We start from the raw sequence: 21,293 nt of genomic DNA on the forward strand, positions 1-21,293 counted from the left end.
AAGGACCGCTCCCCAGCCTTTCCGGCATGAAAGCGGCGGGAAACGGCGTTCCGGGGACGAAATCTGAGCTTGAGTTGTAGGCGGTCGGGCGTGCAAGGTCCGGCCGCTTTAACTTTTTGGACTCTTAAATGGCCGACCTCACAGCGCCACGCTCCGAACTGACCCTCCGCGGGATCGGTCTGGGCGTCCTGATCACGCTCGTCTTCACCGCCGCCCAGGTCTATCTGGGCCTCAAGGTCGGCCTGACCTTCGCGACCTCGATCCCCGCCGCCGTCATCTCGATGGCCCTGCTGCGGGCGTTCAAGACCTCGACCATCCAGGAAAACAACATCGTCCAGACGATCGCCTCGGCGGCGGGGACGCTGTCGTCGGTGATCTTCGTCCTGCCGGGCCTGCTGATGATCGGCTGGTGGTCGAACGTGCCGTTCCTGCCCACCTTCGGCGCCTGCGCCGTCGGCGGCATCCTGGGCGTCATGTACACCATCCCGCTGCGCCGGGCGCTGGTGACCAACTCGCCCCTGCCCTATCCCGAAGGCGTCGCCGCGGCCGAAGTGCTGAAGGTCGGCACCGGTTCGCGTGAAGGCGCAGCCGAGGGCAAGGCCGGCCTGGCCGCCGTCAGCATGGGCGCGATCGCCTCGGCCCTGTTCGGCGCCCTGGCCGCCATGAAGGTGTTCGCCGCCGAGGTGGCCGGCTACTTCAAGGCCGGCGCCGGCGCGACCGGCCTGGGCGCCTCCAGCTCGCTGGCGCTCATGGGCGCGGGCCACCTGATGGGCATCACCGTCGGCATCGCCATGTTCACCGGCCTGTTCATCGCCTGGGCGATCCTGGTGCCGATCCTGACCATCGCCACTCCAATGCCGGGCGCGGACGCCGCCACCCACGCCCTGAAGGTGTGGAGCACCCAGGTCCGCTTCCTGGGCGCCGGCGTCATCGGCGCCGCCGCCATCTGGACCCTGGCCAAGCTGATCGGCCCCATCCTGTCGGGCCTGAAGTCGGCTTTGGAAGCCGCCAAGCAGCGCAAGAGCGGCGGCGAGGCCCTGCCCCGCGTCGAGCAGGACCTGCCGATCGGCATCGTCGGTCTGGTCACCCTGGTGCTGATGGCCCCGGCCGGCTGGTTCCTGGCTCACTTCCTGGCCGGCGGCCCGATCGCCGGCCTGACCGTGCCGCTGGTGGCCATCGGCATCGGCTACCTGATCGTCGCCGGCCTGCTGGCCGCCGCGGTCTGCGGCTACATGGCCGGCCTGATCGGCTCGTCCAACAGCCCCGTGTCCGGCATCGCCATCCTGACCGTGCTGGGCGCCTCGCTGATGGTCGGCATGGCGAGCCGCGGCATGATTGGCCCGGACGTCACCAAGGCCCTGATCGCCTACGCGCTCTACGTCACCACCTGCGTCCTGGCCGTGGCCGTGGTCGCCAACGACAACCTGCAGGACCTGAAGACCGGCCAGCTGGTCGACGCCACCCCGTGGAAGCAGCAGGTCGGCCTGATCATCGGCGTCATCTCGGGCGCCATCGTGATCCCGTTCGTGCTGGAGCTGCTGAACCGCTCGAACGGCTTCGCCGGCGCCCCGAACCTGCATGCCATTTCGGACCAGCCCCTGGCCGCGCCGCAGGCCACCCTGATCTCGACCCTGGCCAAGGGCGTGCTGGGCGGCGATTTGAACTGGACCCTGCTGGGCGTCGGCGCCCTGATCGGTCTGGCGCTGGTGGCCGTTGACGCCATCCTGCGCAAGACCAGCAACGGCCGCTTCAGCCTGCCGGCCCTGGGCGTGGGCCTGGCCATCTACCTGCCCAGCACCGTGACCGCCCCGGTGGTCGTCGGCGCCGTGGCCGGCTGGCTCTACGAGAAGATCGTCAGCAAGGACCGCGCGGCCGAGCCGGCCAAGCGTCTGGGCGTGCTGATCGCCTCGGGCTTCATCGTCGGCGAGAGCCTGTTCAACGTCTCGCTGGCGCTGCTGATCGTCACGACGGGCAAGGGCGAACCCCTGGCCCTGCCGTTCGCCCCGTCCGAACACATCGGCATGCTGCTGTCGCTGGTCGCCGCGGCGATCACCGTGGTCGGCCTCTACCGCTGGTCCCGCAAGGCCGCCGCGAAGACGGTCGAAGCTTAAGGCTTTCAGCCGCCTCTGAAACGGAAACCCCGGAAGGTCCGCCTTCCGGGGTTTTTGTTTGTGTAGCGAACCTAGCGCCCCCTCCGTCTCGTCGCGTATCCGCGCCGATCCACCTCCCCCGCTTTGCGGGTGAGGATGAGCTGTCCTCTCCTCACCCGTGAAACGGGGGAGGTGGCGCGCGGCGTAGCCGCGTGACGGAGGGGGCGCTGTCGAGCCGCCCCCTACGCCGCCGTCAAAATCGTGAACGCCACTTCGCGCCGGCCGCGATAACCCAGCGACTCATAGAGGCCGATGGCCGTGGCGTTGTCGGCGTAGCTGTGCAGGAAGGCCTTCTCGCCACGCGCCAGGATGCGAGCGGTCACCTCACGCAGCAGGCGGGCGGCATAGCCCCTGCCGCGATGGTCGGGATGCACGCAAACGCCGCTGGCCTCGGTGTAGCCGTCCGGGCGCATCCGCTCGCCGGCCATGGCCGCCAGTCGGCCATCGACGCGCACGCCGATGAAGTCGCCCAACTGGTGGGTGCGGGTGAAGAACGGACCGGGCTTGGTCAGGGTGGCCAGGGCCAGCATCTCGGCCGCGTCAGCATCGCCCAGCGGCAGCATGTCGAACGCCACGTCCCAGGCCGGCGCGACGGTCTCGGCGACCATCTGCAGGCAAATGGCGCTGGAGACCACCTTCGTCCCCGGGGCCGGCGGCGGCGCGACGGGCTCGACCAGGCCGACATTTCCGCGCGCACGCACCAGCTCGCCCAGGGCGGCCAAGCTCTCCGGGCTGTGGTCGATCGTGGCGGCGAACAGGCCGTAGTCCGGATCCATCCGCATCGCCCCGCCGTGAGGAATGGCCAGATGGCCCTGCCGGCCGTTGAGCGTGGCGAAGACGGGACGGTCGAGAATGTGCGGGGTCATGCGGGACAATAGGCTGCGATCAACGCCCTGACAGCCCCGATCACGGCCTTGGCCGGTTTGTCGTCGCCGTCGAACATCTGGCTGGAGGTGAAGACGCCCTCGATCAGCAGCATCATCGCATCGCCCAGGGCCTTGGGATCTGACGCGCCCATCTCGGCGGCCTTGGCGTGCAGGCGCTCGCGCAGCGCCTGCTTGTGGACCTGGGCGACTTGCCGGCCGGCGTGCTCGCGGTCAGGATATTCCACGATCGCGTTGGAGAGATTGCAGCCGCGATAGTCGCCACCGCCCGAGCGCTCGGCCAGGCCGCAGAAATAGGCGACCATCTGGGCCTTGGGGTCGTCGGGATGCAGGATCTCGGCTGCCTCGAAACGCGCCCAGAAGCCGGTCTCGACCTCGCGCAGCACGGCGGCGACCAGTTCATCCTTGGATTTGTAGCTGCGGTACAGGCTGGGCTTGGTGACGCCCGCCCTGGTGACGATCTCGTCGACGCCGACCGCGCGGATGCCCTCGCGATAGAACAGCTCGCGCGCCGTGTCGAAGATGCGTTCGGCGGCGCGGGGGGCGGGTGCGTAGGGTCCGGACAGGACCTCTTCTGGCGTTCGCTTGGACATGGCTCTTGACGATGTTACTTACCGGTACGTATGTAGTCGAACAACCCCGTACCGATCGGTTACATCGAGACCTCCATGACGACGACCGCTCGCCGCCGCCCGTTCGGACAAAACTACGCCTTCGTCGTGGCCGCAGCGATTTTCCTGTCGCTGCTGGCGGCCGCCGGCCTTCGCGCCGCCCCGGGCGTGCTGATCCTCCCGCTGGAGAAGGCGTTCGGCTGGGACCGCGCCTCGATCTCGCTGGCGGCCGGAATCGGCATCTTCCTGTACGGCCTGACCGGCCCGTTTGCGGCCGCGCTGTCTCAGTCGTTCGGCTTGCGCAAGACCGTGACCCTGGCCTTGCTGCTGATGGCGGTGTCGACGGGCCTCTCGGCCTTCATGACCACCACCTGGCAATATGTGGCCACCTGGGGCGTGCTGGCCGGAGTCGGCAGCGGCGCGGTGGCCATGGTGCTGGGGGCGACAGTGGTGAACCGCTGGTTCGTCGCGCGGCGCGGCGTCATGATGGGCCTGCTGGCCGCCTCGACCGCGACCGGTTCACTAATCTTCCTGCCCGGCATGGCCCTGATCGCCGACCACGGCGGCTGGAAGCCGGTGGTGATCACCGTCTCGCTGGTCTGCCTGTTCCTGGCCCCGCTGGTCTGGCTGCTGATCCCCGAGCGGCCGTCGGACATCGGCCTCAAGCCCTATGGCGCGCCGGACGACTATGAGGCGCCCGAGCCGATGGGCGGCGCCAACGCCCTGGCCTACGCCTTCCAGGCCCTGGGCCGGGCGGCCAAGACCCGGACCTTCTGGCTGCTGTTCCTGGGCTTCTTCATCTGCGGCCTGACCACCAACGGCTTGGTGGGCGTGCACATGATCGCCTTCTGCGGCGATCGCGGCATGCCCGAGATCAAGGCCGCCGGCCTGCTGGCGCTGATGGGCCTGTTCGATCTTGTCGGCACCACGGCGTCGGGCTGGCTGACCGACCGCTACGACCCGCGCAAGCTGCTCTTCGTCTATTACGTGCTGCGCGGGCTCTCGCTGATCTACCTGCCGTTCTCGGACTTTTCGGTGGTCAGCCTGTCGGCGTTCGCGGTGTTCTACGGGCTGGACTGGCTGGCGACCGTGCCGCCGACCGTCCGCCTGGCCACCGAGGCCTTCGGCGAGCGCGACGCGCCCATCGTGTTCGGCTGGATCGCGGCGGGGCACCAGCTAGGCGCGGCCACGGCGGCCATCGGGGCTGGCGTCATCCGCGCCAGCCAGGGCCAGTATGTCGAGGCCTTCGTCATCGCCGGCGCGGCGGGCCTGATCGCCGGCGCGGCCTCTCTGATGATCCGCCGCGCGGTCCCCAAGCCCATCCTGGCCTGAGGCGCGCGGCGGTCAGGGAGCTTTAGTCCAGGTCTTCGGCCAGGATGGCCATTTCGAACATGTAGGAGCCGTCTTCGTCTTCGTCCTGGAATAGGACGCCGATGAACTCGCCGGCGACTTCGACCTCGGCCGAGTCCTTTTGCTTCGGACGGGCCTTCACGGCGATGTGCGGGTTGCCGAAGGTGCGCTTCAGGTGCGCTTCGAGCTTGGCGATGGCAGTGGCGTCCACGGGGGGCCTCGTTGTTGCTGAGCGCCGGGGCGCGTTGTTGGGGCGAAACTAGCGCCCGCCGCGAGAGTCGCAAGACGCTTCGGGTGGAAGAGGTGTGGACGCTCCCTGTTCCAGCAGCCAATCGCGGAACAGAAGCGCCTCTTTCGTCGCGCCGTCGGGCGGGGTGACGGCCACGATCCGGGCACGGCCGTGTGTGAAGCCCAACGGCGCGACCAGCCGTCCGCTGGCCAGATCTCGCTGCACGAAGGCCCAAGGTCCGATCGCCACGCCCAGGCCGGCCGCGGCGGCCTCGATCATGTAGAAGTAGTGGTCGAACACCTGCTCGCTGGCCGGCGGCGGTAGGTGGTCCAGCTCGAAATTACGCGCCCAGTCCGACCAGCCTTCCAGGAAGGTCCGGGTCAGCAGGCGTGGCATGGTGCAGATGCGCTCCAGGCTCATCGGTTGGGCAACCGCAACCTCTGGCGACATGATCGGCCCGTGATAGTGCTCCATGAACGGCCAGACCTCGGCCTCGTAGGTAACCACCGTGTCGGGCGAGCGCATGCGGATGGCCAGGTCGACGCCGTCGGCCTTGAAATCGAACGGGCCGTTGGACTCGGCAACCCGCACCGGGATGTCAGGATAGGCGGCCTGGAAGCTGGGCAGTCGTGGGATCAGCCACTTCATGGCGAAGGTCGGCAGGCACGAGACGACCAATGGCCGCGGGCCAACCGGGACCGGCTGCGGCACGGCCGCCTCGATCTGGTCGAAAGCCGGCGAGAGGGCCTGGGCCAGCTTGAGCCCCGCCTCGGTCATCCTCAGCCTTGAGCGCGGCCCTTCGGTCAGAGCGACGCCCAGCTGCTCTTCCAACTGGCGGATCTGGCGGCTGACCGCGCCGTGGGTCACGCACAGCTCGTCGGCGGCCAGGGTCATGCGGCCGTGGCGGCCGAACGCCTCGAAGGCGCGCAGGGCGTTCAACGATGGAAGCTGGCGGCGGGCCATGTGAAGAAACCTCACAGAAGGCCGACGGATAAGTCGTTATCTCAAGCGGTGCAACGGGCCGATAAGAACGGCCATGTCCTCCGCCCGCATCACCCTTCCCCAGGTCCTGGCCCTGATGGCGATCTGGACCGCCGTGCTCTACGGCGTCGTCGCCAAGCCGGCCGTCAGCCAGACGGCGCTCACGACGAAGCCGACGGTCGCCTGCGCCAAGGATGTGAAGGAAATCCAGACCCCAGATAGGGGTTGGGCCCCGACGCGTCTCGCGGTCGGGGCCCCGGTCCGCCCACTAGGTCGGGGGGGCGTAGAGGGGCGGACGTGAGATAAACGCCGTCTCCCGAACGCGGTTCCGCGATCTAACGTTGTGGCGCGAGTTTTATTTCGAACAGCTTGGGCCACAGCTTTCCGGTGACGAACAGGCGGTCGCCGGCGGCGTCGTAGGCGATGCCGTTCAGCACATCGTCCTGCTTTCCGGTGACGCCGGCTTCCTTCAAAAGGCCCGCCAGCTCGATCCAGCCGGTGACCTTGCCGGTGCTCACGTCGATGCGAGCGATGCGCGTAGTCTGCCAGACATTGGCGAAGAGCTCGCCCTTCACCCACTCCAGTTCGTTGAGGTTGCGCACCGGCACGCCGTGGTCGGTGACCTCGATCCGGCCGATTTCCTTCAGGGTCTCGGGGTCGAGAAAGCGGATGAACGAGGTGCCGTCGCTCATCATCAGGCGCTTGTCGTCGCGGGTCAGGGCCCAGCCCTCGCCCGGATAACTGAACTCGCCGATCTTCTCGAAGGTGTCGATGTCGTAGATCAGGCCGACCTGGTCGGTCCAGGTCAGCTCGTAGAGCCGGTTCTTCCAGTCGACGACGCCCTCGCCGAAGTAGCGGCTGTCGACGATGCGCTCCTGCTCGGAAACGCCGGTCTCCAGGTTCCACTTGCGGATGAACGAGCGGCCCACCAGGCCAGTGCTCTCGAAGATGAAGCCGTCGCGGTAGAACAGCCCCTCGGTGAAGGCGCGGGTGTCATGGGGATAGGTCTTCACGACCGTGTAGCCGCCCACCGGCGCGGTCTGCTGCGAACAGGCCGGCAGGCCGACTGCCAGGGTCAGCGCCAGGGCGACGCCGGCGAAGCTGAACTTCACAGCCCGCACTCAGATCTCGTAGTCGCCGTAAACCACCTCGGCCAGGGTGTGGTCCATGGTCTTGGCCGGCTCCTCGCAGGTCGGGCAGTTGACCAGCTTGGCCGGCACGCCGGCGGCCGTGCAGTGGGCCGGCACGGGGCGCAGCACCACCGAGCCCGAGGCGACCTTGGCGTAGTCGCCGACCGTGATGTTACCCAGCACCTTGGCGCCGGCGCCCAGCAGCACGCCCTTGCCGATCTTGGGATGGCGATCGCCGCGATCCGAACCCGTGCCGCCCAGGGTCACGCCATGCAGCATCGAGACGTCGTCGCCGACCACCGCGGTCTCGCCGATGACGATGCCGGTGCCGTGGTCGATGAACACGCCCTTGCCGATCCGGGCGCCCGGATTGATGTCGACCTGGAAGATCTCGCTGGCGCGACTCTGCAGGTAGAAGGCCAGGGTTTCGCGCCCCTCGGTCCACAGCCAGTGCGACACGCGGTGGGTCTGCAGGGCCAGGAAGCCCTTGAAGAACAGGAACGGCTGGACATAGCCCTTGCAGGCCGGATCACGCTCGAACACCGCTTTCAGGTCGGCCTCGGCGGCCTCGACCATCGACGGGTCGGCCCGGAAGGCGCTGGCGGCGAACTCGCGCGCCGTCATCGCCCGCAGTTCCTGGTCGCCCAGCTTGCGCGCCAGCTGGAAGCTCAGCGCGTCGGCCAGGTTGTCATGGCTCAGGATCACCGCATTCAGCAGCGAAGCCAGGGCCGGCTCGGCCTTGGCGGCGTGTTCGGCCTGGTTGCGCAACGCGATCCAGACAGGGGTGTCCGTCTCGGATGTCACGACTTCCAGATGCTTGGCCATCGGGCTCTCCCTTCCCAGAAGGCATGCGACTAACAGCATCTATAGACCAGATGCTCGACAAATCCTTCACGGAACCGTCGCCGCTCAGATCAGGGCAAAATCGCCGGGGTCAAGGTCTCGATGAAGAAAGAGACGATATCGCCGGTCCGTTCCAGCGGGTTCAGGCCCTCACTGTCGCCCGCCAGCATCGTCGCCAGCGTGCTGGTCGACACCGCGTCGGGGCCTGCCGGCACGACATCGGAGATCACGCCGCACTGCAGGGCCCGCATCGGCCGACCGGTCGAGTTGATGCGCGCGGCGGCGTACAGGTGAGCGCAGTCCAGATTGACGATATCGCAGCCCTCCAGCCGATAGTGGTCCAGCAGGGCGTCGTACTCGCGATAGATCGCATCGCCCGTCGCCACGCGGACCGGCTGCAGCGCCTGGCCCCGCCACAGGGCGTGCGCAGCGTTGATCAGGTCTTGGTCGGCCCGCAGGATCCGCGCGCCGGTGTAGTGCGGGGTCGTGCCGTCGGCCGCCAGGGTGTCCTCGGCCAGATAATAGTCGCCCATCCCCAGGTCGCGGGTCCCAAGGCCGCCAGCCAGGCCATAGGCCAGGACGAACTCGACGCCGTAATAGGCCAGCTCCTCGACGGTCGAGCTGGACACCGGCCCGCCATAGACATGGGCCAGCGACAGGAAGCGTCGGCCATTGTGGTTCAGCAACCGCACGCTGTCGGGCGAGACGTGGATGAAGTGCTGGTCGGTGACCCGCTCGGGGCTGTAGCGCTCCAAGACGGGCGGCGGCGGGCAGTAGCCGACCAAGGCCACCTTCACGTCGCCGAAGACGTCGGGCGCGAAGCGGCGGCCGACAAGGCTCTGCGGCGTCAGATGGGGCGCTTTGGTCATGACCGTCTTTCCAGACTCAGAAGGGGCGCCGCCCTTCTGGCCTGGATCGCGCGGATCTCATCTGACGAGGATCAATTACAGAATGGCGGCCGCCAGTTCGGCGGGCAGCTCGCCCCGCACCGCCATCAAATGGACGCGTAGCAGCAGCGCCACCGTGATCGCGTCCGGCATGTGACCGGCTACGGCGGCGTCCAGGGCTTCGCGGAACGGCACGCGGGCCACGGCCAGGTCTTCGGTCTCGTCCGGCGCAGTCTCGGTGGAGGTCAGGCCCATGGCGAGGAAGCCGTGACAGATCTCGTCGGTCACCGAGTTGGACAGCTCCAGGCGCAGCACCTGCCGCCAGTCGCTGGCCTGCAGCCCCACCTCCTCGGCCAGCTCGCGCTTCGCGCCGTCCAGAGGGTCCTCGGCCAACGGCGCACCGCCTTCGGGCAGCTCCCAGCTGTAGTTGGCCAGGGAAAAGCGATTCTGGCCGACCAGGGTCACCGTGCCGTCGTCGTGCAGCGGCACCACACCGATCGCCTGGTTCTTGAAGCCGATCTTGCCATACAGCGCCGGGCGCCCGGTGGGCGCGATGGCCTGATATTCGGTCAGGGTGATCCAGGGATTGTCGTAGACGACCTGGCTGGACGAGACGCCCCAGGGCTTTCCGTGCGGCTTCAACCAGGCGGGTTTTTCGGTCATCTGAAGCGCGTCCCTTGTGGTGGCCGGACCGCGGCCATAGGTGAGCCGCTTATAGAGCTTCGGAGTGATCGTCTTGACCGGTTCCGTTCCCCCCGCCCCCGAATTTGGCGAAACGCTGCCGATCGAGGCCTCGCCGCAGGTCGTCGCCTTCCTGGCCAAGCGCCGCTCGGCCAGCGCCATGACCCTGACCGCGCCCGGACCTGATGACGCCCAGTTGGCCGACATCCTGCGCCTGGCCGCCCGCGTGCCCGACCACGGCAAACTGGCCCCCTGGCGGTTCATCGTGCTGAAGGGCGAGGCCAAGGACGTCTTTGCCGAAAAGATCACCACCCTGGCCGATAGCCAGACCAATCCGACCAAGGCCAACGCCGCCCTGCGCAAGCTTACCCGTCCGCCGGTCTGCGTGGCCGTGATCTCGCGCCACCTGGACGGCGAGATCCCCGAGTGGGAGCAGCGCCAGAGCGCCGCGGCAGTCTGTCATCAACTGCTGCTGACCGCCGAGGCTCTGGGCTGGGGCGCAAACTGGATCACCGACTGGTACAGCTACGATCCGCGCGCCCTGGAAATCCTGGGCGTGATACCCGGCGAGAAGGTCGCCGGCTATCTCTATCTGGGCACGGCGACCGAAGCCCCGCAGGAACGTCCCCGCCCGGACGTGGCGGCGATCACGAGCGTATGGACCCCAGCCTGAGGTTGGAGCGTTCGATCTTCGCACAGGAGGCCAAGATGGCGCGACGCAAGGATCCCTGGACAACCCTGGCCTTCGACAGCTGGACCCTGGGCCTCGAAGCCTCATCGGTGATCGGCCTGCGCATGATGAAGTTGGCGGCCGGCGGCGCAGCCGCCCAGGCCGAGGCTCAGCTGATGGTCGGTGAGAAGGTCGCCGCCGGTCTGACCTTGCCGATGCTGGCCATGACCGGCCAGTTGGGCGCCAGCGGCCCGGCCATCGCCTCCGGCTCGCTGGCCCACCTGCGCCGCAAGGTGCGCGCCAACCGCCGCCGGCTTTCAAAGAGCTAACCTGCCTAAGAGCTGGACTTGGCGAAACGACCGACCGAGGGCATATTCAAGGCATGAAAGTCACCTCGACCGAGACTTTGAAGGCGCTTCGCCAAGCTCGTGCGAAGTACGGCACGTGGTCGGAAGTGCTCAAGCACGCCCGGCGCGACAAGGACGGCATCCTGCGCGTCCCGCGCGCCGTCGACGAAACCGAACTGGCCGCGCGTAAGGCCGGGTGACGTTCAGCTTCAATCTCGTCCTGGCGCTGTTCCTGCTGGCGCCGGGCTTCGCTTTCGTGATGGGCATCTATTATGGCGGGCCGCGCACGCGGCTCGAGCCCACGCCGCCGCCGCCCAACTCCCTGGTCGCCCTGGCCCTGGTCACCAGTGGGGCGCTCGTCGCTCACCTGGCCTGCGCCGGCGTCTATGCGCTCTTCGAACTGGTCGCCTTGACGCTCAAGGCCAGCTGGAGCCTGCCGCATCCCAATCCCTATGTGGTGGCGCTGAGCCTGGGCAAGGGCGCCGATCGCTATCGCGAATTCGGGGTGTTCTGGGCGCTGCTGAACCTGATGGTTCTGTCGGCGGCGACGTTCGGCGCGACCCGCTTCCTCATCGACTGGCGCCTGCGTCAGCACAGCCGCATCCGCGGCGCGCTGTACGGCTGGCTCTCGGAAGCGACGATCAGCGAAGGCGCGATCGCCTATGTGGTCACTACCCTGGAGCTGGACGGCGCATCCGTCGGCTACCAGGGCGTGCTGGAATACATGACCCTGGACTCGTCCAAGCAGATCGTCTCGCTGGTTCTCACCGACTGCGAGCTGTTCACCATGGTGGCCAAGGGCGGCATGGTCCACCGGGTGCGCAATCCGCGCGAGGTCCCGCTGGAGAACATCGTCCTGGGGCGTGAGGCGATCCGAAACATCGCCTTCACGCCGATCGGAACGGAGTAGTTCAGCCGCGGCCGCGGTACGGGGCCACGCCCTGGTCGGGGACCCACAGGCCTTCCGGGGCCGGGCCGGTCTGCCAGAACACGTCGATCGGGATGCCGCCGCGCGGATACCAGTAGCCGCCGATGCGCAGCCAGCGCGGCTGGGCGATCTCGACGATCTTGCGGGCGACCTTGACGGTGCAGTCCTCGTGGAACGAGCCGTGGTTGCGGAAGCTGGTCAGATAGAGCTTCAGCGACTTGCTCTCGATCAGCCACTCGCCCGGGGCGTAGTCGATGACGAGGTGAGCGAAATCCGGCTGGCCGGTGACGGGGCACAGCGAGGTGAATTCCGGCGCGACGAAGCGGGCCAGGTACAGCACGTCATGCTGCGGGTTGGGCACGCGCTCGAGAACGGCGGCCTCGGGGTTTTCGGGAGCGTCGACGACGCGGCCCAGCTGGGTGACGTTGAGATCGGTCATCGCCGCGATTTAGGCCTCCCTGCGTCGCGAGACAAGCCGCGCCAGCCTCGCTACAAAGTCGCAAACAACTGTTTGCCAAAATAAAGAGGGAGAGACGGTGATGCGGGACTTCGACGGTTTCACGGTGGTGATCACCGGCGCTTCCACGGGCCTGGGCCGCGCGATCGCGGTGGAGGTCGCCAAGCGCGGCGCCGGCCTGGTGGTCGTCAACTATGCTCGCAGCGCCGATGAGGCCGCAGAGACCGCTCGCCTGGTCGAGGCGGAAGGCTCCAAGGCTGTGCTCGTCCAGGGCGACGTCGCCGTGGACGAGGACTGCAAGAAGATCGTCGCGGCCGCCGCCCCCACGGGCCGCATCGACGCCCTGTTCAACAACGCCGGCATGACCAAGTTCGCGCCTAACCACGCCGATCTCGACGCGGTGAACGCCGAGGATTTCCTCAAGCTCTATTCTGTCAACGTCGTCGGGGCCTTCCAGATGGTACGCGCCGCCCGCGCCCTGCTGGAGGCCGCGCCTTCGCCGGGCGCCGTGGTCAACACCGCCTCGATCGCCGGCGTGGTCGGCAACGGCTCGTCGGTGCCCTATGCCGCGTCGAAGGGCGCGATGACGACCATGACCCTGTCGCTGGCCCGAGCCCTGGGCCCGCGCATCCGCGTCAACGCCGTCTGCCCCGGCTTCATCGACACGCCGTGGTTCAAGGACATGCCCGATGAGTCGCTGGAACGCCTGCGCGCCGGAGCCGCAGCGGCCACGCCGCTGAAGGTCGCCTCGACGGCCGAGGACATCGCCGGTTCGGCCGTCTTCCTGGCCTCGCCCGCCTCGCGCCACGTGACCGGCGAGACCTTGCTGGTCGACGCCGGCCTGCATCTGGGCGGCGCCAGCTTGGCGATGCGCTGACGCGGACAGAAGCGGCCGCGCCACACGACAAGCGAGATTCACCATTCTACAGCTTGTTACGCGTGCGCGGCCTTTCTGTAGCAAATGCTTCACACCGCGCCTGAATTTTAGGCGCCGGGCGCCCTTCTCGCTGGCGTTACATCCCCCCTGATTGCCACCCGACGGCTGCGCTCAGCTAATCGACCTCGGGACGCAAATGCGCTTGCAGGCGCAGTCGAAACCCAGGGCCAACCTGGGAGACGATGCAGAAAAGGGGATAAACCAATGAAAGCCATGAAGATCGCGCTGGCCGCCGCCACCGCTGCTATCGCCCTGGTCGGGGCCGGAGCCGCCTCGGCTCAGGAAGTAAGCGTTTCGTACAATGTCGGCATCTTCAGCGACTACGTTTTCCGCGGCGTGAGCCAGACCCAGAACGATCCGGCCCTGCAGGGCGGCATCGATGTCTCCTACGGTCAGTTCTACGTCGGCACCTGGGCCTCGAACGTCGACTTCGGCGGCCCCAATCCGGACGCTGAAATCGACCTCTATGCCGGCTTCAAGCCGACGGTGGGCGACACCTCGTTCGACTTCGGCGTGCTGTACTACGGCTACGTCAAGGACAAGAACGGCGCGCCGGGCGCCAACAGCTACATGGAGCTGAAGGCCGCCGTCGCCCATCCGGTCGGCAAGGCCACCATCGGCGCGGCCTTCTACTACTCGCCGGAATATTCCGGCAATTCGGGCTACGCGACCTACTACGAGCTGAACGCCGCCCTGCCCCTGGCCGACAAGCTGACCCTCAGCGGCGCGGTCGGCTCGCAGAAGTACGACAAGATCGGCACCTATGCGACCTGGAACGTCGGCGCGACCTACGCCCTGACCGACAAGCTGGCCGTCGATCTGCGCTATGCCGACACCGACGCCCACAGCTGGGGCAAGGTCTATGACAGCCGCGTGTTCGCCAGCCTGAAGGCCACCTTCTAGGGCGCGAACACTCAAGAATGACGAGGCCGCCCTGGCTCCCCCAGGGCGGCCTTTTCTATGCCTGCAGCTCTATGCCGGCTCCTTCGGGGGCCGCATGGCCAGCACGGCCACGAACACCACCGCCGTCACCGCCGCGAACAGCTGGAAGGTCGGCGAGAAGCTGCCCAGCCGGTCACGCATGGCGCCGGCGATGAACGGCCCCGCCGCAGACACCGCGCCGACCAGACAGGTCAGCGAGAAGAGCTCCAGATTGCTCTGCCGGCCGTAGTAGTTCAGCAGCAGCACGGTCACGGCCAGCACGGTCAGGCCAAAGCCGACGCCGGTGCCGATGGCGTAGACCAGCATCAGGGCCGGGCTCGTCGCGTGGGCCAGGGCCAGCAGGCCCGCCACCAGCATCCCTTGCGCCAAGACCAGCAGCCAGCGCGGGTCGATGCGATCGCCCAGCGCCCCGCCGGCCAGCCGGGCCATGGTCTGCATCAGCGATTCCAGGCTCAGCATCTTGGCGGCCAGGGCGGCGGCGGCCACCGAGGCCACGCCAGCCGCGATCCCCAGTTCGGTCAGGTGCGAGACCGAAACGCTGGCCACGGTCACCCCGACCAGCAGGTGGCTGAAATAGGCCGCGACGAGAATGTAGAACTGCGGCGTGCGCAGGGCTTGCTTGACGGTCCACTCGTGGGCGGTGCGGTAGACGCTGGCGTTGGCCGGGGCCTGGCGGGCCTCTTCCTCGACCTCGAGATCGACCTCATGGGCGGCCTGGGCCAACCACTTCGAACCGCCGACCATCAGGGCGCAGACTAGGCCGACCATGGCGGCCAGGGCCGCCTGGACGATCCAGTACTGCCGCCAGTCGTCGCCGCTGGCGCCCATCAGGCTCAGCGCCATCCAGGGCCCGGCCGCGCCGCCCAGCGAACCGAAGGTGAAATAGACGCCGAACGGCAGGGCGCGCTTGCGGAACAGCGACGACAGGACGTGAGTGCCGGGGATCAGCGCCGCCATCTGGAAGCCGACGCCGCACGCGGCCGCGCCGGCATAGTAGCTGAGCAGGCTCTCGGAATTGGCCAAGCCTAAGAACCCGCCGGCCAGCACCGCCGCGCCCAGCATCAGGGTCCCGCGCACGCCGATCTTGCGGATCAGGATGGCCGGCAGCCATGACGACGCGCCGGTGAAGACGCCCAGCACCGAAAAGCCCAGGAACGCCTTCTCGAAGCTCCATTTCAGCTCGCCGATCATGGCCGGCAGCACCACGCCCAGCGAGCCGTAGGTCGAGGCGGTGATCAGGAACAGCAGCAGGCTGAACGCGGCCAGCAGCACCCAGGGGCGGAAGCGGTCTTTGAATTCGGTCACGATCAGAAGGTCCGCTTCAAGGTGGCCCGCCATTCGCGGCCCTTGCCCGGCAGGGCGCCGAGGTTGGCGTAGGTATCGGCGTCGGGGGTGAAATAGAACGTGTTGAACAGATTATCGATGTTGAACGACAGGCTGTACGCCCCGCGCTGCACATAGGCCGAGGCGTTGACCAGCCAATAGGCAGGATACTGCACCGCGTCCTGCACCGTGCCGGCCGTGCGGCTGACATGGCTGGCGCCCAGGGTCGCCCCGGCTTGGCCCCAGTCATAGGCCTTGCTGGTGTAGGTCCCGTACAGGCTGACCACCGACTTAGGGGTCAGGGTGTAGGCGTAGTCGCCGCTGCGGCCCGGCAGGGTCGCGAAGCTCCAGACCACGTACGAGCCGCCATAGCCCTGCGCGCCTGGCACGCCGGCCGTGTAGGCGGGGATGTACTGGAACGACGTGTCCGGCCCCTTGATCGTCGTGCGCTGGCTGTTGCCGGCGAAGGTGAAGGACAGGCGCTCGGACGCCAGCCAGCGGACCTCCAGCTCGACGCCCTTGGCGCGCGTGCCCTGCACGGTCGGCGCCGCGATGGCGCCGGCGATCTGGGTACGGTTCTGGCGATAGGCGGCCAGCGAGCCGATCAGGGTCCCGCGCAGCAGCTGGAACTTCACGCCCGCCTCGGTCAGGTCCGAGCTCGACAGCCACGAGCTGTCGGCGATCAGGTTGGGCGCGAGGTCACCGGCCTGGCTCATCTCCAGGGCCGCGGCCTTGGCGTAGCTGGCATAGGGCATCAGACCGATCGGCAGCTTGTAAGTCAGGCTGGCGTTCCAGGTCGCCTTGTCGCGGTCGGCCGACTGCCGGCCGGCGACCACATAGCTGAGGATCCCGGTGTCCTCGCTCTCGACGCTGTAGCGATCCCAGCGGCCGCCCAGGACCAGGTTCAAGCGCCCGGCCTCGATATCGGTGGTGATGAAGACGCCGGTCTGCCGCCACTTGGAGCGGTTGTCGTTTTCCCACTGCATCCCGATGCCGCCCGACTCGTCGTCGAACGGGCTGTCGATGGTGTCGGTCGCCGTGGCCCCGAAGCTGATGTCGCGGCGGTCCAGAGCGATCAGGCCGCTGTTGTAGCTCTCGCGCCGGCGGCCCTCGAACCAGCGATGCGCGCCGCCGACCAGGGTGCGGGCCTGGACAGCGCCCACGCGCGTCGGGAAGGCGTAGGCGACCCGGACCTCGCTGACCTTGGCGTCGATCGCCGAGGGGTAGCCGTAGGAGACGAAGCGCTTGTTGTCCTGGCGGTCGTGGAACAGCTGCAGCTTCAGCGACCGGTCCTCGCCCAGATCCTTGGCCAGGTCGAAATAGAGGGTCTGGGTGTTGGTCTTCGAGAAGTCGGCCGGGCTGATATAGACCGTGCGGCGGTCTAGCCGGGTCGTGCCTACGCCGACGTCCAGGGTGTGGACCGCGTCGCTCGTGGGGAAGCCGTAGTACGGCAGGTAAAGCGCGCTGGCGTAGGGATAGGCCCCGACTTCATTGGGCGTGATCTTGCCGTTGCCGTCGACGTCCCGCAGCGTCGTGTCGCGGCCGGTGATGTAGGTGCGGTTGTCGATCAGGTCCTGGGTCAGGCGGTTCCAGCCTGGCGTCTGCACGTCGCCGTCTGAGTGGAAGACCATGCCGCCGAAGGCCGTGCTCCAGCCGCTTCCCAGGTCGAAATCGGCCGAGGCCTCCAGCGTCTGGTGACGCGGATAGACACCCTTGTAATAGCTGTGGCTGTCCTCGGCCTCGCCATAGACATAGACGCCGCCCTCGGTGCGGCCCAGCGACACCGGCGCGCCGAACTGGGCGGTGACCAGCTTCTTGTTGTAGCTGCCGAAGGTGGCGGTCGCCTCCCCTTCCGGCCCGGCCAGGAAGCGGCCTTCGTCGCGGGCCGACTTGGGGATGAAGTTGACCAGCCCGCCGACCTTGCCGGCGCCATAGACCGGCGTGGGCGGACCGCGCAAGATCTCGATCCGCGCCGCCCCGCCGATCGGGGTTGAATAGGTGCCGCGATTCTCCACCCGCTTGAAGCCGCGGAAATAGTTCTCCGCCAGGGTGCCGCGGATGTTGAGCGCGCCGGGCACGCCGTAGAAGCTAGCGGTGTGGGTGCCGGGCGCGACCTTGGTGGCGCCGTCCAAGGTCAGCACGCCGTAGCGCTCCAGGGTCAGGTCGCTGACCAGGCTGGCCGAGCGCGGCGTCTCGATCAGCGGCTTGGCGATCCCGAACACCGTCTGGCTGGGCTGCTTTTCCAAGAGGCCCGCCTTGTCGCGCGCCACGATCACCACGGCGTCGACCTGGTCGGTCAGCTGGGTCTCGGCCTGGACCGAGGTGGCGCAGAGCATCGCGAGCGCGCTAGCGGACAGCAGCAGGGTTTTCGACATCGGGTTCGGCCTCGCTCGCCGCCGAATGGGAAGCCCCGACGGTCAAGGTCCCCGATATCTGGTGATCGCTTGACGTTCGTCAAAATGCCTTCTGACATTTTACATGAGATTGCGAAGGCGCTGTGGCGCCGATGTCGCAGGTGACGCGGCGTCCGCTAGCCTTGCACGTCCAGGATCTTCAGCATCGCCAGGCGCGAGCCCTCGACGTCGCCGCTGGCGATGACGCGGGCCACTTGGCGGTGCTCCTCGATCTCGTCCAGCAGCTCTTGCTCGGACGCGCCGTTGAACGAGAACACCCAGAAGCGAGCGGCCTTGTGCTGCAGGGGGATCAAGATACGGGCCAGCGTCAGGTTGCCCGAGGCCCGCGCGACCAGGGCGTGGAAGCGCAGGTCCATGGCCACCAAGGCCGGCAGGTCGGCGTCGCGGGCGGCCGCCTCGCCCTCGACGAAGACGTCGTACATTTCCTGGGCCTCGGCCTTGGAGGCGACCTTGGCGGCCAGGGTCGCGCAGTGCGGCTCGATCAGCACCCGGGCGTCGTAGCCCTGGCGCAGCTCCACCAGATCCAGCGACGCGACAGTGGTGCCCGAACGGGCGCGGCGGATGACCAGCCCCTCCAGCGCCAGGCGGCCCAGGGCGTCGCGCACCCCGGCCAGGCCCGCTTCGTAGCGGGCGGCCAGCGACTGCTCGTCCAGCCGCGAACCGGCCGCCAGCTCCCCCAGGATCAGGTCCAGCAGGATCTGCTCATAGACCTTGGTCTTCTGTAGCTCAGGGGCCCAGTCCTCCAGACCCGAGGAATTGGCCACGTCCAGCACCAGCCGGCGCGCGGCGGGCGATTTCTGCAGGGGCGAGGCCATGGCGAACTCCGAAGCGGCGGCCGCTGCTAGGTAAGGTGAAATGTCAGGCGAGGCCAGCGGGTCAGAACGCCGGCACCACCGCGCCGGCGTACTTCTGGGCCAGGAACGCCTTCACCTCGGGCGAGGTCAGGGCCGCGGCCAGCTTCTTCACCCGCGGGTCGTCCTTGTTGTCCGGACGGCCGACCAGGTAATTCACATAGGGGCTGGTCTTGTCCTCGGCGATCAGGGCGTCCTTGGACGGGTTCAGCTTGGCGTCCAGGGCGTAGTTGGTGTTGATCACCGCCAGATCGACCTGGCTCAGCACGCGCGGCAGGGCCGGGGCTTCCAGCTCCTTGAACTTCAGGTTCTTGGGGTTGGCGGTGATGTCCTTCAGGGTCGACAGGTCGCTTGGGTTCTTCAGGGTGATCACGCCGTTCTTGGCCAGCAGGATCAGGGCGCGGGCCTCGGTGCTGGCGTCGTTGGGAATGGCCACGGTGGCGCCGTTCGGCACTTCGGCGATCGACTTCCACTTGGTCGAATAGGCGCCGATCGGCTCGACGTGGACGCCAGTGATCGTGACCAGGTCCGTGCCCTTTTCGCGGTTGAAGTCCTGCAGATAGGGCAGCGTCTGGAAGTAGTTCACGTCGATGCGCTTTTCGGCGACCTGGGTGTTGGGCTGGACGTAGTCGTTGAAGACCTTGATCTCCAGCTTCAGCCCCTCGGCGGCCAGCTTCGGCTTGACGAACTCCAACACCTCGGCGTGCGGGATGGCGGTCGCGGCCACGGTCAGGGTGTCGGCGGCGCTGGGCGCAGGAGCCTTGGGACCGCAGGCGGCCAGCGCGAGGACGGCGAGGCCGGAAACGAGAATAGCGCGGCGGGCGACCATGAATGGCTCCATAAGGCGATCTGACCGGTAGGCTTTTGCCCCGTTCGGCGCGCCAGATGAAATCAGATTTCCTGATCGCCCGCCTAGTCCCTTAGCCTAGGGCGGCCTTGTTGGCCTCCAGGAACGCCGCGACGCGGGTCGGCTCACGGCCGGTCAGCGCCTTGACGGTGGGGGCGAAGGTGGCGTGGTGGCCTTGGGCGGCGGCGACGTCGAAATCGACCAGCGCCTGAGCCAGGAACGGCGGCAGGCCCGCGCCGTTGAGGCCGGCCAACAGTTGATCGGGCGTCACCGCGATATGGGCGACCGGACGGCCCGAAACCTCGGCCAGCAGGGCAGCCAACTGGTCCTGGGTGACGGCTTCAGGGCCGTTGACGTCCAGGATCTGCTTGCCCGTTGCGGTCAGGAGAGCGGCGGCGTCGACCTGGGCGCAGTCCTCGCGGGTGACGAACGAACGCCCCTGCCCTTGCGTCGCGCTGAACAGCTGGCCGCTGGCGATGGCGTGGCCCGCGCCCATCAGGATGGTCTCGGCATAGAGGTTGTGGCGCAGCAGGCTGAAGTCGAGGCCCGAGGCGATCACCGCCTGCTCGCTCCAGAAGTGGTCGTCCAGCACGCCGCCGCCCTCTTGCGGGATCGGGGTCGGGGCCGAGGTGTAGACGATGTGCTTGACGCCCGCCGCCACGGCCGCGTCGACGGCGGCGCGGTGCTGGGCGATGCGCTGGCCGGGCTGGCCCAGGGCGTCGGTGCTGATCAGCAGCAGGCGCTCGACGCCGGCGAAGGCGCTAGCCAGCGAGGCGGCGTCGTCGAAATCGGCCCGGCGGGTCTCGACGCCGCGCGCGGCCAGGTCGGCCAGCTTGGACGGATCGCGCGAGGCGGCCACGACGTCGGTCGCGCCGGCTTCCAGCAGCAGTTCGACCACGCGGCGGCCCAGCTGGCCGCCAGCGCCGGTCACGAGAAGCTTGGAGGAAGAGAAGCTCATAGGGAAATTCCTGGTCTCGGAATGAGACCAGCACTATTTATGGAAGCGCCAGGCGGTCGTGAAGGCGGCAGCTTGGCGGAACAAGGTATGCTTTTGGGAACCACCTCATGGCCGTTCAGGCGCTGATCGATAGCTTCAACCAGTGGAAGGGCCAGCCGGTCGCGGGTGGCGAGTGCCCGGTGCGCGACGTCATCGACCACCTGGGCGACAAGTGGAGCACCCTGCTGATCATGGTCCTGGCCTCGCGCCCGCATCGCTTCAGCGAGATCCGCCGCGCCGTCCCCGATATCAGCCAGCGCATGCTGACCCAGACCCTGCGTGACCTGCAGCGCGACGGGCTGATCGATCGAACGGTTTTCCCGACCAATCCGCCCAGTGTCGAATACAAGCTCTCGTCCTTGGGCGAGAGCCTGCTGGAGCCTCTGGCCGCCATGGTGGTCTGGGCAGAGAAGAATCACGACGCGATCCGCGCCGCGCGCGTGACCTATGACGGCCAGGCGGCGGCCTAGGCCTCTTCGTCCTCGTCGTCATTGGCCGCGTCCGGCACATCCGGCAGACCGTGAATGACCCAGTTGGCGACGAAGTCGGGCTTGTCGCCGGCCAGGCTGGTCACGCCCGTCTCAGCCGGAAGGATGGCCGAGGTCTGGGGCGGCAGGGTGTAGGTGTCGCCGTCGTGCTCGCCCAGCAGGTCGAGCACGATGCCCTCGCTCTCGGTGGCGTCGATGACCACGCCGAAGAACTGCTGACGCTCCTGCACCTCGCCATCGTCGTCGAGGAAGGTCAGGTTCATCAGCAGGGTCTTGCCCAGCAGCGTCTTGGCGAAGTCGGCGTCCCAGTGGGCGTCCTGGTCGATGTCGTCAGTCATGGAAGCGC

General features: G+C 67.8%; 25 protein-coding genes and 1 pseudogene. 11 read left to right on the forward strand and 15 right to left on the reverse strand.

The window, feature by feature from the left end; all coding sequences use genetic code 11:
* Positions 1-128 precede the first annotated feature (128 nt).
* The gene (locus tag E1H18_RS20475) at positions 129-2,111 is read left to right on the forward strand and encodes an OPT family oligopeptide transporter (RefSeq protein ID WP_172271969.1); all 1,983 of its coding nucleotides are present in this window, start codon (positions 129-131) and stop codon (positions 2,109-2,111) included.
* A 73-nt stretch (positions 2,112-2,184) separates the two neighbouring features.
* Positions 2,185-2,298, forward strand: a pseudogene (locus E1H18_RS27395) (hypothetical protein); the annotation flags it as partial.
* A 34-nt stretch (positions 2,299-2,332) separates the two neighbouring features.
* Here the strand turns inward: E1H18_RS27395 and E1H18_RS20480 are convergent.
* The gene (locus tag E1H18_RS20480) at positions 2,333-3,016 is read right to left on the reverse strand and encodes a GNAT family N-acetyltransferase (RefSeq protein WP_172272788.1); all 684 of its coding nucleotides are present in this window, start codon (positions 3,014-3,016) and stop codon (positions 2,333-2,335) included.
* On the reverse strand, positions 3,013-3,627 hold the full coding sequence (locus E1H18_RS20485; RefSeq protein WP_172271972.1) for a TetR/AcrR family transcriptional regulator: 615 nt from the start codon (positions 3,625-3,627) through the stop codon (positions 3,013-3,015). The genes E1H18_RS20480 and E1H18_RS20485 overlap by 4 nt, the downstream gene beginning before the upstream one ends.
* Before the next feature lie 75 nt (positions 3,628-3,702).
* Here E1H18_RS20485 and E1H18_RS20490 point away from each other — a divergent pair, with 75 nt between their 5' ends.
* The gene (locus E1H18_RS20490) at positions 3,703-4,977 is read left to right on the forward strand and encodes an MFS transporter (RefSeq protein ID WP_172271975.1); all 1,275 of its coding nucleotides are present in this window, start codon (positions 3,703-3,705) and stop codon (positions 4,975-4,977) included.
* Positions 4,978-4,999: 22 nt separating this feature from the next.
* On the opposite strand, the gene E1H18_RS20495 is transcribed toward E1H18_RS20490, so the two are convergent.
* On the reverse strand, positions 5,000-5,206 hold the full coding sequence (locus E1H18_RS20495; RefSeq protein ID WP_172271978.1) for a DUF3126 family protein: 207 nt from the start codon (positions 5,204-5,206) through the stop codon (positions 5,000-5,002).
* 48 nt (positions 5,207-5,254) lie between these two features.
* Complete coding sequence (locus tag E1H18_RS20500; protein WP_172271981.1) at positions 5,255-6,187, reverse strand: LysR substrate-binding domain-containing protein; 933 nt, start codon at positions 6,185-6,187, stop codon at positions 5,255-5,257.
* A 73-nt stretch (positions 6,188-6,260) separates the two neighbouring features.
* Here E1H18_RS20500 and E1H18_RS20505 point away from each other — a divergent pair, with 73 nt between their 5' ends.
* Positions 6,261-6,506, forward strand: coding sequence for a hypothetical protein (locus E1H18_RS20505; RefSeq protein WP_172271984.1), 246 nt, complete (start codon positions 6,261-6,263; stop codon positions 6,504-6,506).
* A 34-nt stretch (positions 6,507-6,540) separates the two neighbouring features.
* Here the strand turns inward: E1H18_RS20505 and E1H18_RS20510 are convergent, their stop codons facing one another.
* From E1H18_RS20510 to E1H18_RS20525, 4 genes are all read right to left on the reverse strand, one after another.
* Positions 6,541-7,317 (reverse strand): glutaminyl-peptide cyclotransferase, encoded by a 777-nt coding sequence (locus E1H18_RS20510; protein ID WP_172272790.1) that lies wholly within the window; start codon positions 7,315-7,317, stop codon positions 6,541-6,543.
* 9 nt (positions 7,318-7,326) lie between these two features.
* Entirely contained in the window at positions 7,327-8,160 is an 834-nt protein-coding gene (cysE, locus tag E1H18_RS20515; protein WP_172271988.1) for a serine O-acetyltransferase, read from the reverse strand.
* A gap of 89 nt (positions 8,161-8,249) precedes the next feature.
* Positions 8,250-9,047 carry a hypothetical protein gene (locus E1H18_RS20520; RefSeq protein ID WP_172271991.1) on the reverse strand — a complete coding sequence of 266 codons (798 nt, stop codon included), beginning with the start codon at positions 9,045-9,047 and terminating at the stop codon, positions 8,250-8,252.
* A gap of 75 nt (positions 9,048-9,122) precedes the next feature.
* Positions 9,123-9,797, reverse strand: coding sequence for an NUDIX domain-containing protein (locus tag E1H18_RS20525; protein ID WP_172272792.1), 675 nt, complete (start codon positions 9,795-9,797; stop codon positions 9,123-9,125).
* Between the two features lie 4 nt (positions 9,798-9,801).
* On the opposite strand from E1H18_RS20525, the gene E1H18_RS20530 reads away from it, so the two are divergent.
* The 4 genes from E1H18_RS20530 to E1H18_RS20545 are packed head-to-tail and all read left to right on the forward strand — an operon-like array spanning position 9,802 to position 11,673.
* Positions 9,802-10,419, forward strand: a complete 618-nt coding sequence (locus E1H18_RS20530; RefSeq protein WP_172271994.1) for a nitroreductase — start codon at positions 9,802-9,804, stop codon at positions 10,417-10,419.
* A gap of 35 nt (positions 10,420-10,454) precedes the next feature.
* A complete protein-coding gene (locus E1H18_RS20535) occupies positions 10,455-10,745 on the forward strand; it encodes a hypothetical protein (protein WP_172271997.1) in 291 nt (96 codons plus the stop codon).
* A gap of 53 nt (positions 10,746-10,798) precedes the next feature.
* Positions 10,799-10,963, forward strand: a complete 165-nt coding sequence (locus E1H18_RS20540) for a hypothetical protein (RefSeq protein ID WP_172272000.1) — start codon at positions 10,799-10,801, stop codon at positions 10,961-10,963.
* Positions 10,960-11,673 carry a hypothetical protein gene (locus E1H18_RS20545; protein WP_172272003.1) on the forward strand — a complete coding sequence of 238 codons (714 nt, stop codon included), beginning with the start codon at positions 10,960-10,962 and terminating at the stop codon, positions 11,671-11,673. Before E1H18_RS20540 ends, E1H18_RS20545 begins: the two co-directional genes overlap by 4 nt.
* A gap of 1 nt (position 11,674) precedes the next feature.
* On the opposite strand, the gene queF is transcribed toward E1H18_RS20545, so the two are convergent.
* The gene (gene queF, locus E1H18_RS20550) at positions 11,675-12,130 is read right to left on the reverse strand and encodes a preQ(1) synthase (RefSeq protein WP_172272006.1); all 456 of its coding nucleotides are present in this window, start codon (positions 12,128-12,130) and stop codon (positions 11,675-11,677) included.
* Positions 12,131-12,230: 100 nt separating this feature from the next.
* Here queF and E1H18_RS20555 point away from each other — a divergent pair, with 100 nt between their 5' ends.
* Together E1H18_RS20555 and E1H18_RS20560 are read left to right on the forward strand one after the other, a co-directional pair.
* Positions 12,231-13,025, forward strand: coding sequence for an SDR family NAD(P)-dependent oxidoreductase (locus tag E1H18_RS20555; protein ID WP_172272009.1), 795 nt, complete (start codon positions 12,231-12,233; stop codon positions 13,023-13,025).
* A 264-nt stretch (positions 13,026-13,289) separates the two neighbouring features.
* The gene (locus tag E1H18_RS20560) at positions 13,290-13,988 is read left to right on the forward strand and encodes a TorF family putative porin (protein ID WP_172272012.1); all 699 of its coding nucleotides are present in this window, start codon (positions 13,290-13,292) and stop codon (positions 13,986-13,988) included.
* A gap of 69 nt (positions 13,989-14,057) precedes the next feature.
* On the opposite strand, the gene E1H18_RS20565 is transcribed toward E1H18_RS20560, so the two are convergent.
* The 5 genes from E1H18_RS20565 to E1H18_RS20585 all read right to left on the reverse strand — a co-directional run bounded on the left by E1H18_RS20565 (position 14,058) and on the right by E1H18_RS20585 (position 20,420).
* Positions 14,058-15,365 (reverse strand): CynX/NimT family MFS transporter, encoded by a 1,308-nt coding sequence (locus tag E1H18_RS20565; protein WP_172272015.1) that lies wholly within the window; start codon positions 15,363-15,365, stop codon positions 14,058-14,060.
* Complete coding sequence (locus E1H18_RS20570) at positions 15,335-17,725, reverse strand: TonB-dependent siderophore receptor (RefSeq protein ID WP_172272018.1); 2,391 nt, start codon at positions 17,723-17,725, stop codon at positions 15,335-15,337. Before E1H18_RS20570 ends, E1H18_RS20565 begins: the two co-directional genes overlap by 31 nt.
* A gap of 155 nt (positions 17,726-17,880) precedes the next feature.
* On the reverse strand, positions 17,881-18,579 hold the full coding sequence (locus E1H18_RS20575) for a GntR family transcriptional regulator (protein ID WP_172272021.1): 699 nt from the start codon (positions 18,577-18,579) through the stop codon (positions 17,881-17,883).
* A 61-nt stretch (positions 18,580-18,640) separates the two neighbouring features.
* Positions 18,641-19,456 (reverse strand): MetQ/NlpA family ABC transporter substrate-binding protein, encoded by an 816-nt coding sequence (locus E1H18_RS20580; protein ID WP_172272024.1) that lies wholly within the window; start codon positions 19,454-19,456, stop codon positions 18,641-18,643.
* A 79-nt stretch (positions 19,457-19,535) separates the two neighbouring features.
* Positions 19,536-20,420, reverse strand: coding sequence for an NAD(P)H-binding protein (locus E1H18_RS20585; protein ID WP_172272027.1), 885 nt, complete (start codon positions 20,418-20,420; stop codon positions 19,536-19,538).
* 107 nt (positions 20,421-20,527) lie between these two features.
* Between E1H18_RS20585 and E1H18_RS20590 the strand changes: the two genes are divergently transcribed.
* A complete protein-coding gene (locus tag E1H18_RS20590) occupies positions 20,528-20,929 on the forward strand; it encodes a helix-turn-helix domain-containing protein (protein ID WP_172272030.1) in 402 nt (133 codons plus the stop codon).
* Here the strand turns inward: E1H18_RS20590 and E1H18_RS20595 are convergent.
* Complete coding sequence (locus E1H18_RS20595; protein WP_172272032.1) at positions 20,926-21,285, reverse strand: hypothetical protein; 360 nt, start codon at positions 21,283-21,285, stop codon at positions 20,926-20,928. The genes E1H18_RS20590 and E1H18_RS20595 overlap by 4 nt on opposite strands.
* Positions 21,286-21,293: the final 8 nt, after the last annotated feature.

The sequence above is a fragment of the Caulobacter sp. RHG1 genome, from assembly GCF_013181195.1.
Taxonomy (GTDB): Bacteria; Pseudomonadota; Alphaproteobacteria; order Caulobacterales; family Caulobacteraceae; genus Caulobacter.

Bases quoted from the DNA above. Each gene is read 5' to 3' on its own strand.
- E1H18_RS20535 (WP_172271997.1), top strand. From the start codon at position 10,455: ATGGCGCGACGCAAGGATCCCTGGACAACCCTGGCCTTCGACAGCTGG.
- E1H18_RS20490 (WP_172271975.1), top strand. From the start codon at position 3,703: ATGACGACGACCGCTCGCCGCCGCCCGTTCGGACAAAACTACGCCTTC.
- E1H18_RS20485 (WP_172271972.1), bottom strand. From the start codon at position 3,627: ATGTCCAAGCGAACGCCAGAAGAGGTCCTGTCCGGACCCTACGCACCC.
- E1H18_RS20560 (WP_172272012.1), top strand. From the start codon at position 13,290: ATGAAAGCCATGAAGATCGCGCTGGCCGCCGCCACCGCTGCTATCGCC.
- E1H18_RS20475 (WP_172271969.1), top strand. From the start codon at position 129: ATGGCCGACCTCACAGCGCCACGCTCCGAACTGACCCTCCGCGGGATC.
- E1H18_RS20590 (WP_172272030.1), top strand. From the start codon at position 20,528: ATGGCCGTTCAGGCGCTGATCGATAGCTTCAACCAGTGGAAGGGCCAG.
- E1H18_RS20595 (WP_172272032.1), bottom strand. From the start codon at position 21,285: ATGACTGACGACATCGACCAGGACGCCCACTGGGACGCCGACTTCGCC.
- E1H18_RS20480 (WP_172272788.1), bottom strand. From the start codon at position 3,016: ATGACCCCGCACATTCTCGACCGTCCCGTCTTCGCCACGCTCAACGGC.
- E1H18_RS20585 (WP_172272027.1), bottom strand. From the start codon at position 20,420: ATGAGCTTCTCTTCCTCCAAGCTTCTCGTGACCGGCGCTGGCGGCCAG.
- E1H18_RS20570 (WP_172272018.1), bottom strand. From the start codon at position 17,725: ATGTCGAAAACCCTGCTGCTGTCCGCTAGCGCGCTCGCGATGCTCTGC.
- E1H18_RS20555 (WP_172272009.1), top strand. From the start codon at position 12,231: ATGCGGGACTTCGACGGTTTCACGGTGGTGATCACCGGCGCTTCCACG.
- E1H18_RS20520 (WP_172271991.1), bottom strand. From the start codon at position 9,047: ATGACCAAAGCGCCCCATCTGACGCCGCAGAGCCTTGTCGGCCGCCGC.
- E1H18_RS20565 (WP_172272015.1), bottom strand. From the start codon at position 15,365: ATGGCGGGCCACCTTGAAGCGGACCTTCTGATCGTGACCGAATTCAAA.
- E1H18_RS20575 (WP_172272021.1), bottom strand. From the start codon at position 18,579: ATGGCCTCGCCCCTGCAGAAATCGCCCGCCGCGCGCCGGCTGGTGCTG.
- queF (WP_172272006.1), bottom strand. From the start codon at position 12,130: ATGACCGATCTCAACGTCACCCAGCTGGGCCGCGTCGTCGACGCTCCC.
- E1H18_RS20540 (WP_172272000.1), top strand. From the start codon at position 10,799: ATGAAAGTCACCTCGACCGAGACTTTGAAGGCGCTTCGCCAAGCTCGT.
- E1H18_RS20505 (WP_172271984.1), top strand. From the start codon at position 6,261: ATGTCCTCCGCCCGCATCACCCTTCCCCAGGTCCTGGCCCTGATGGCG.
- E1H18_RS20580 (WP_172272024.1), bottom strand. From the start codon at position 19,456: ATGGAGCCATTCATGGTCGCCCGCCGCGCTATTCTCGTTTCCGGCCTC.
- E1H18_RS20500 (WP_172271981.1), bottom strand. From the start codon at position 6,187: ATGGCCCGCCGCCAGCTTCCATCGTTGAACGCCCTGCGCGCCTTCGAG.
- cysE (WP_172271988.1), bottom strand. From the start codon at position 8,160: ATGGCCAAGCATCTGGAAGTCGTGACATCCGAGACGGACACCCCTGTC.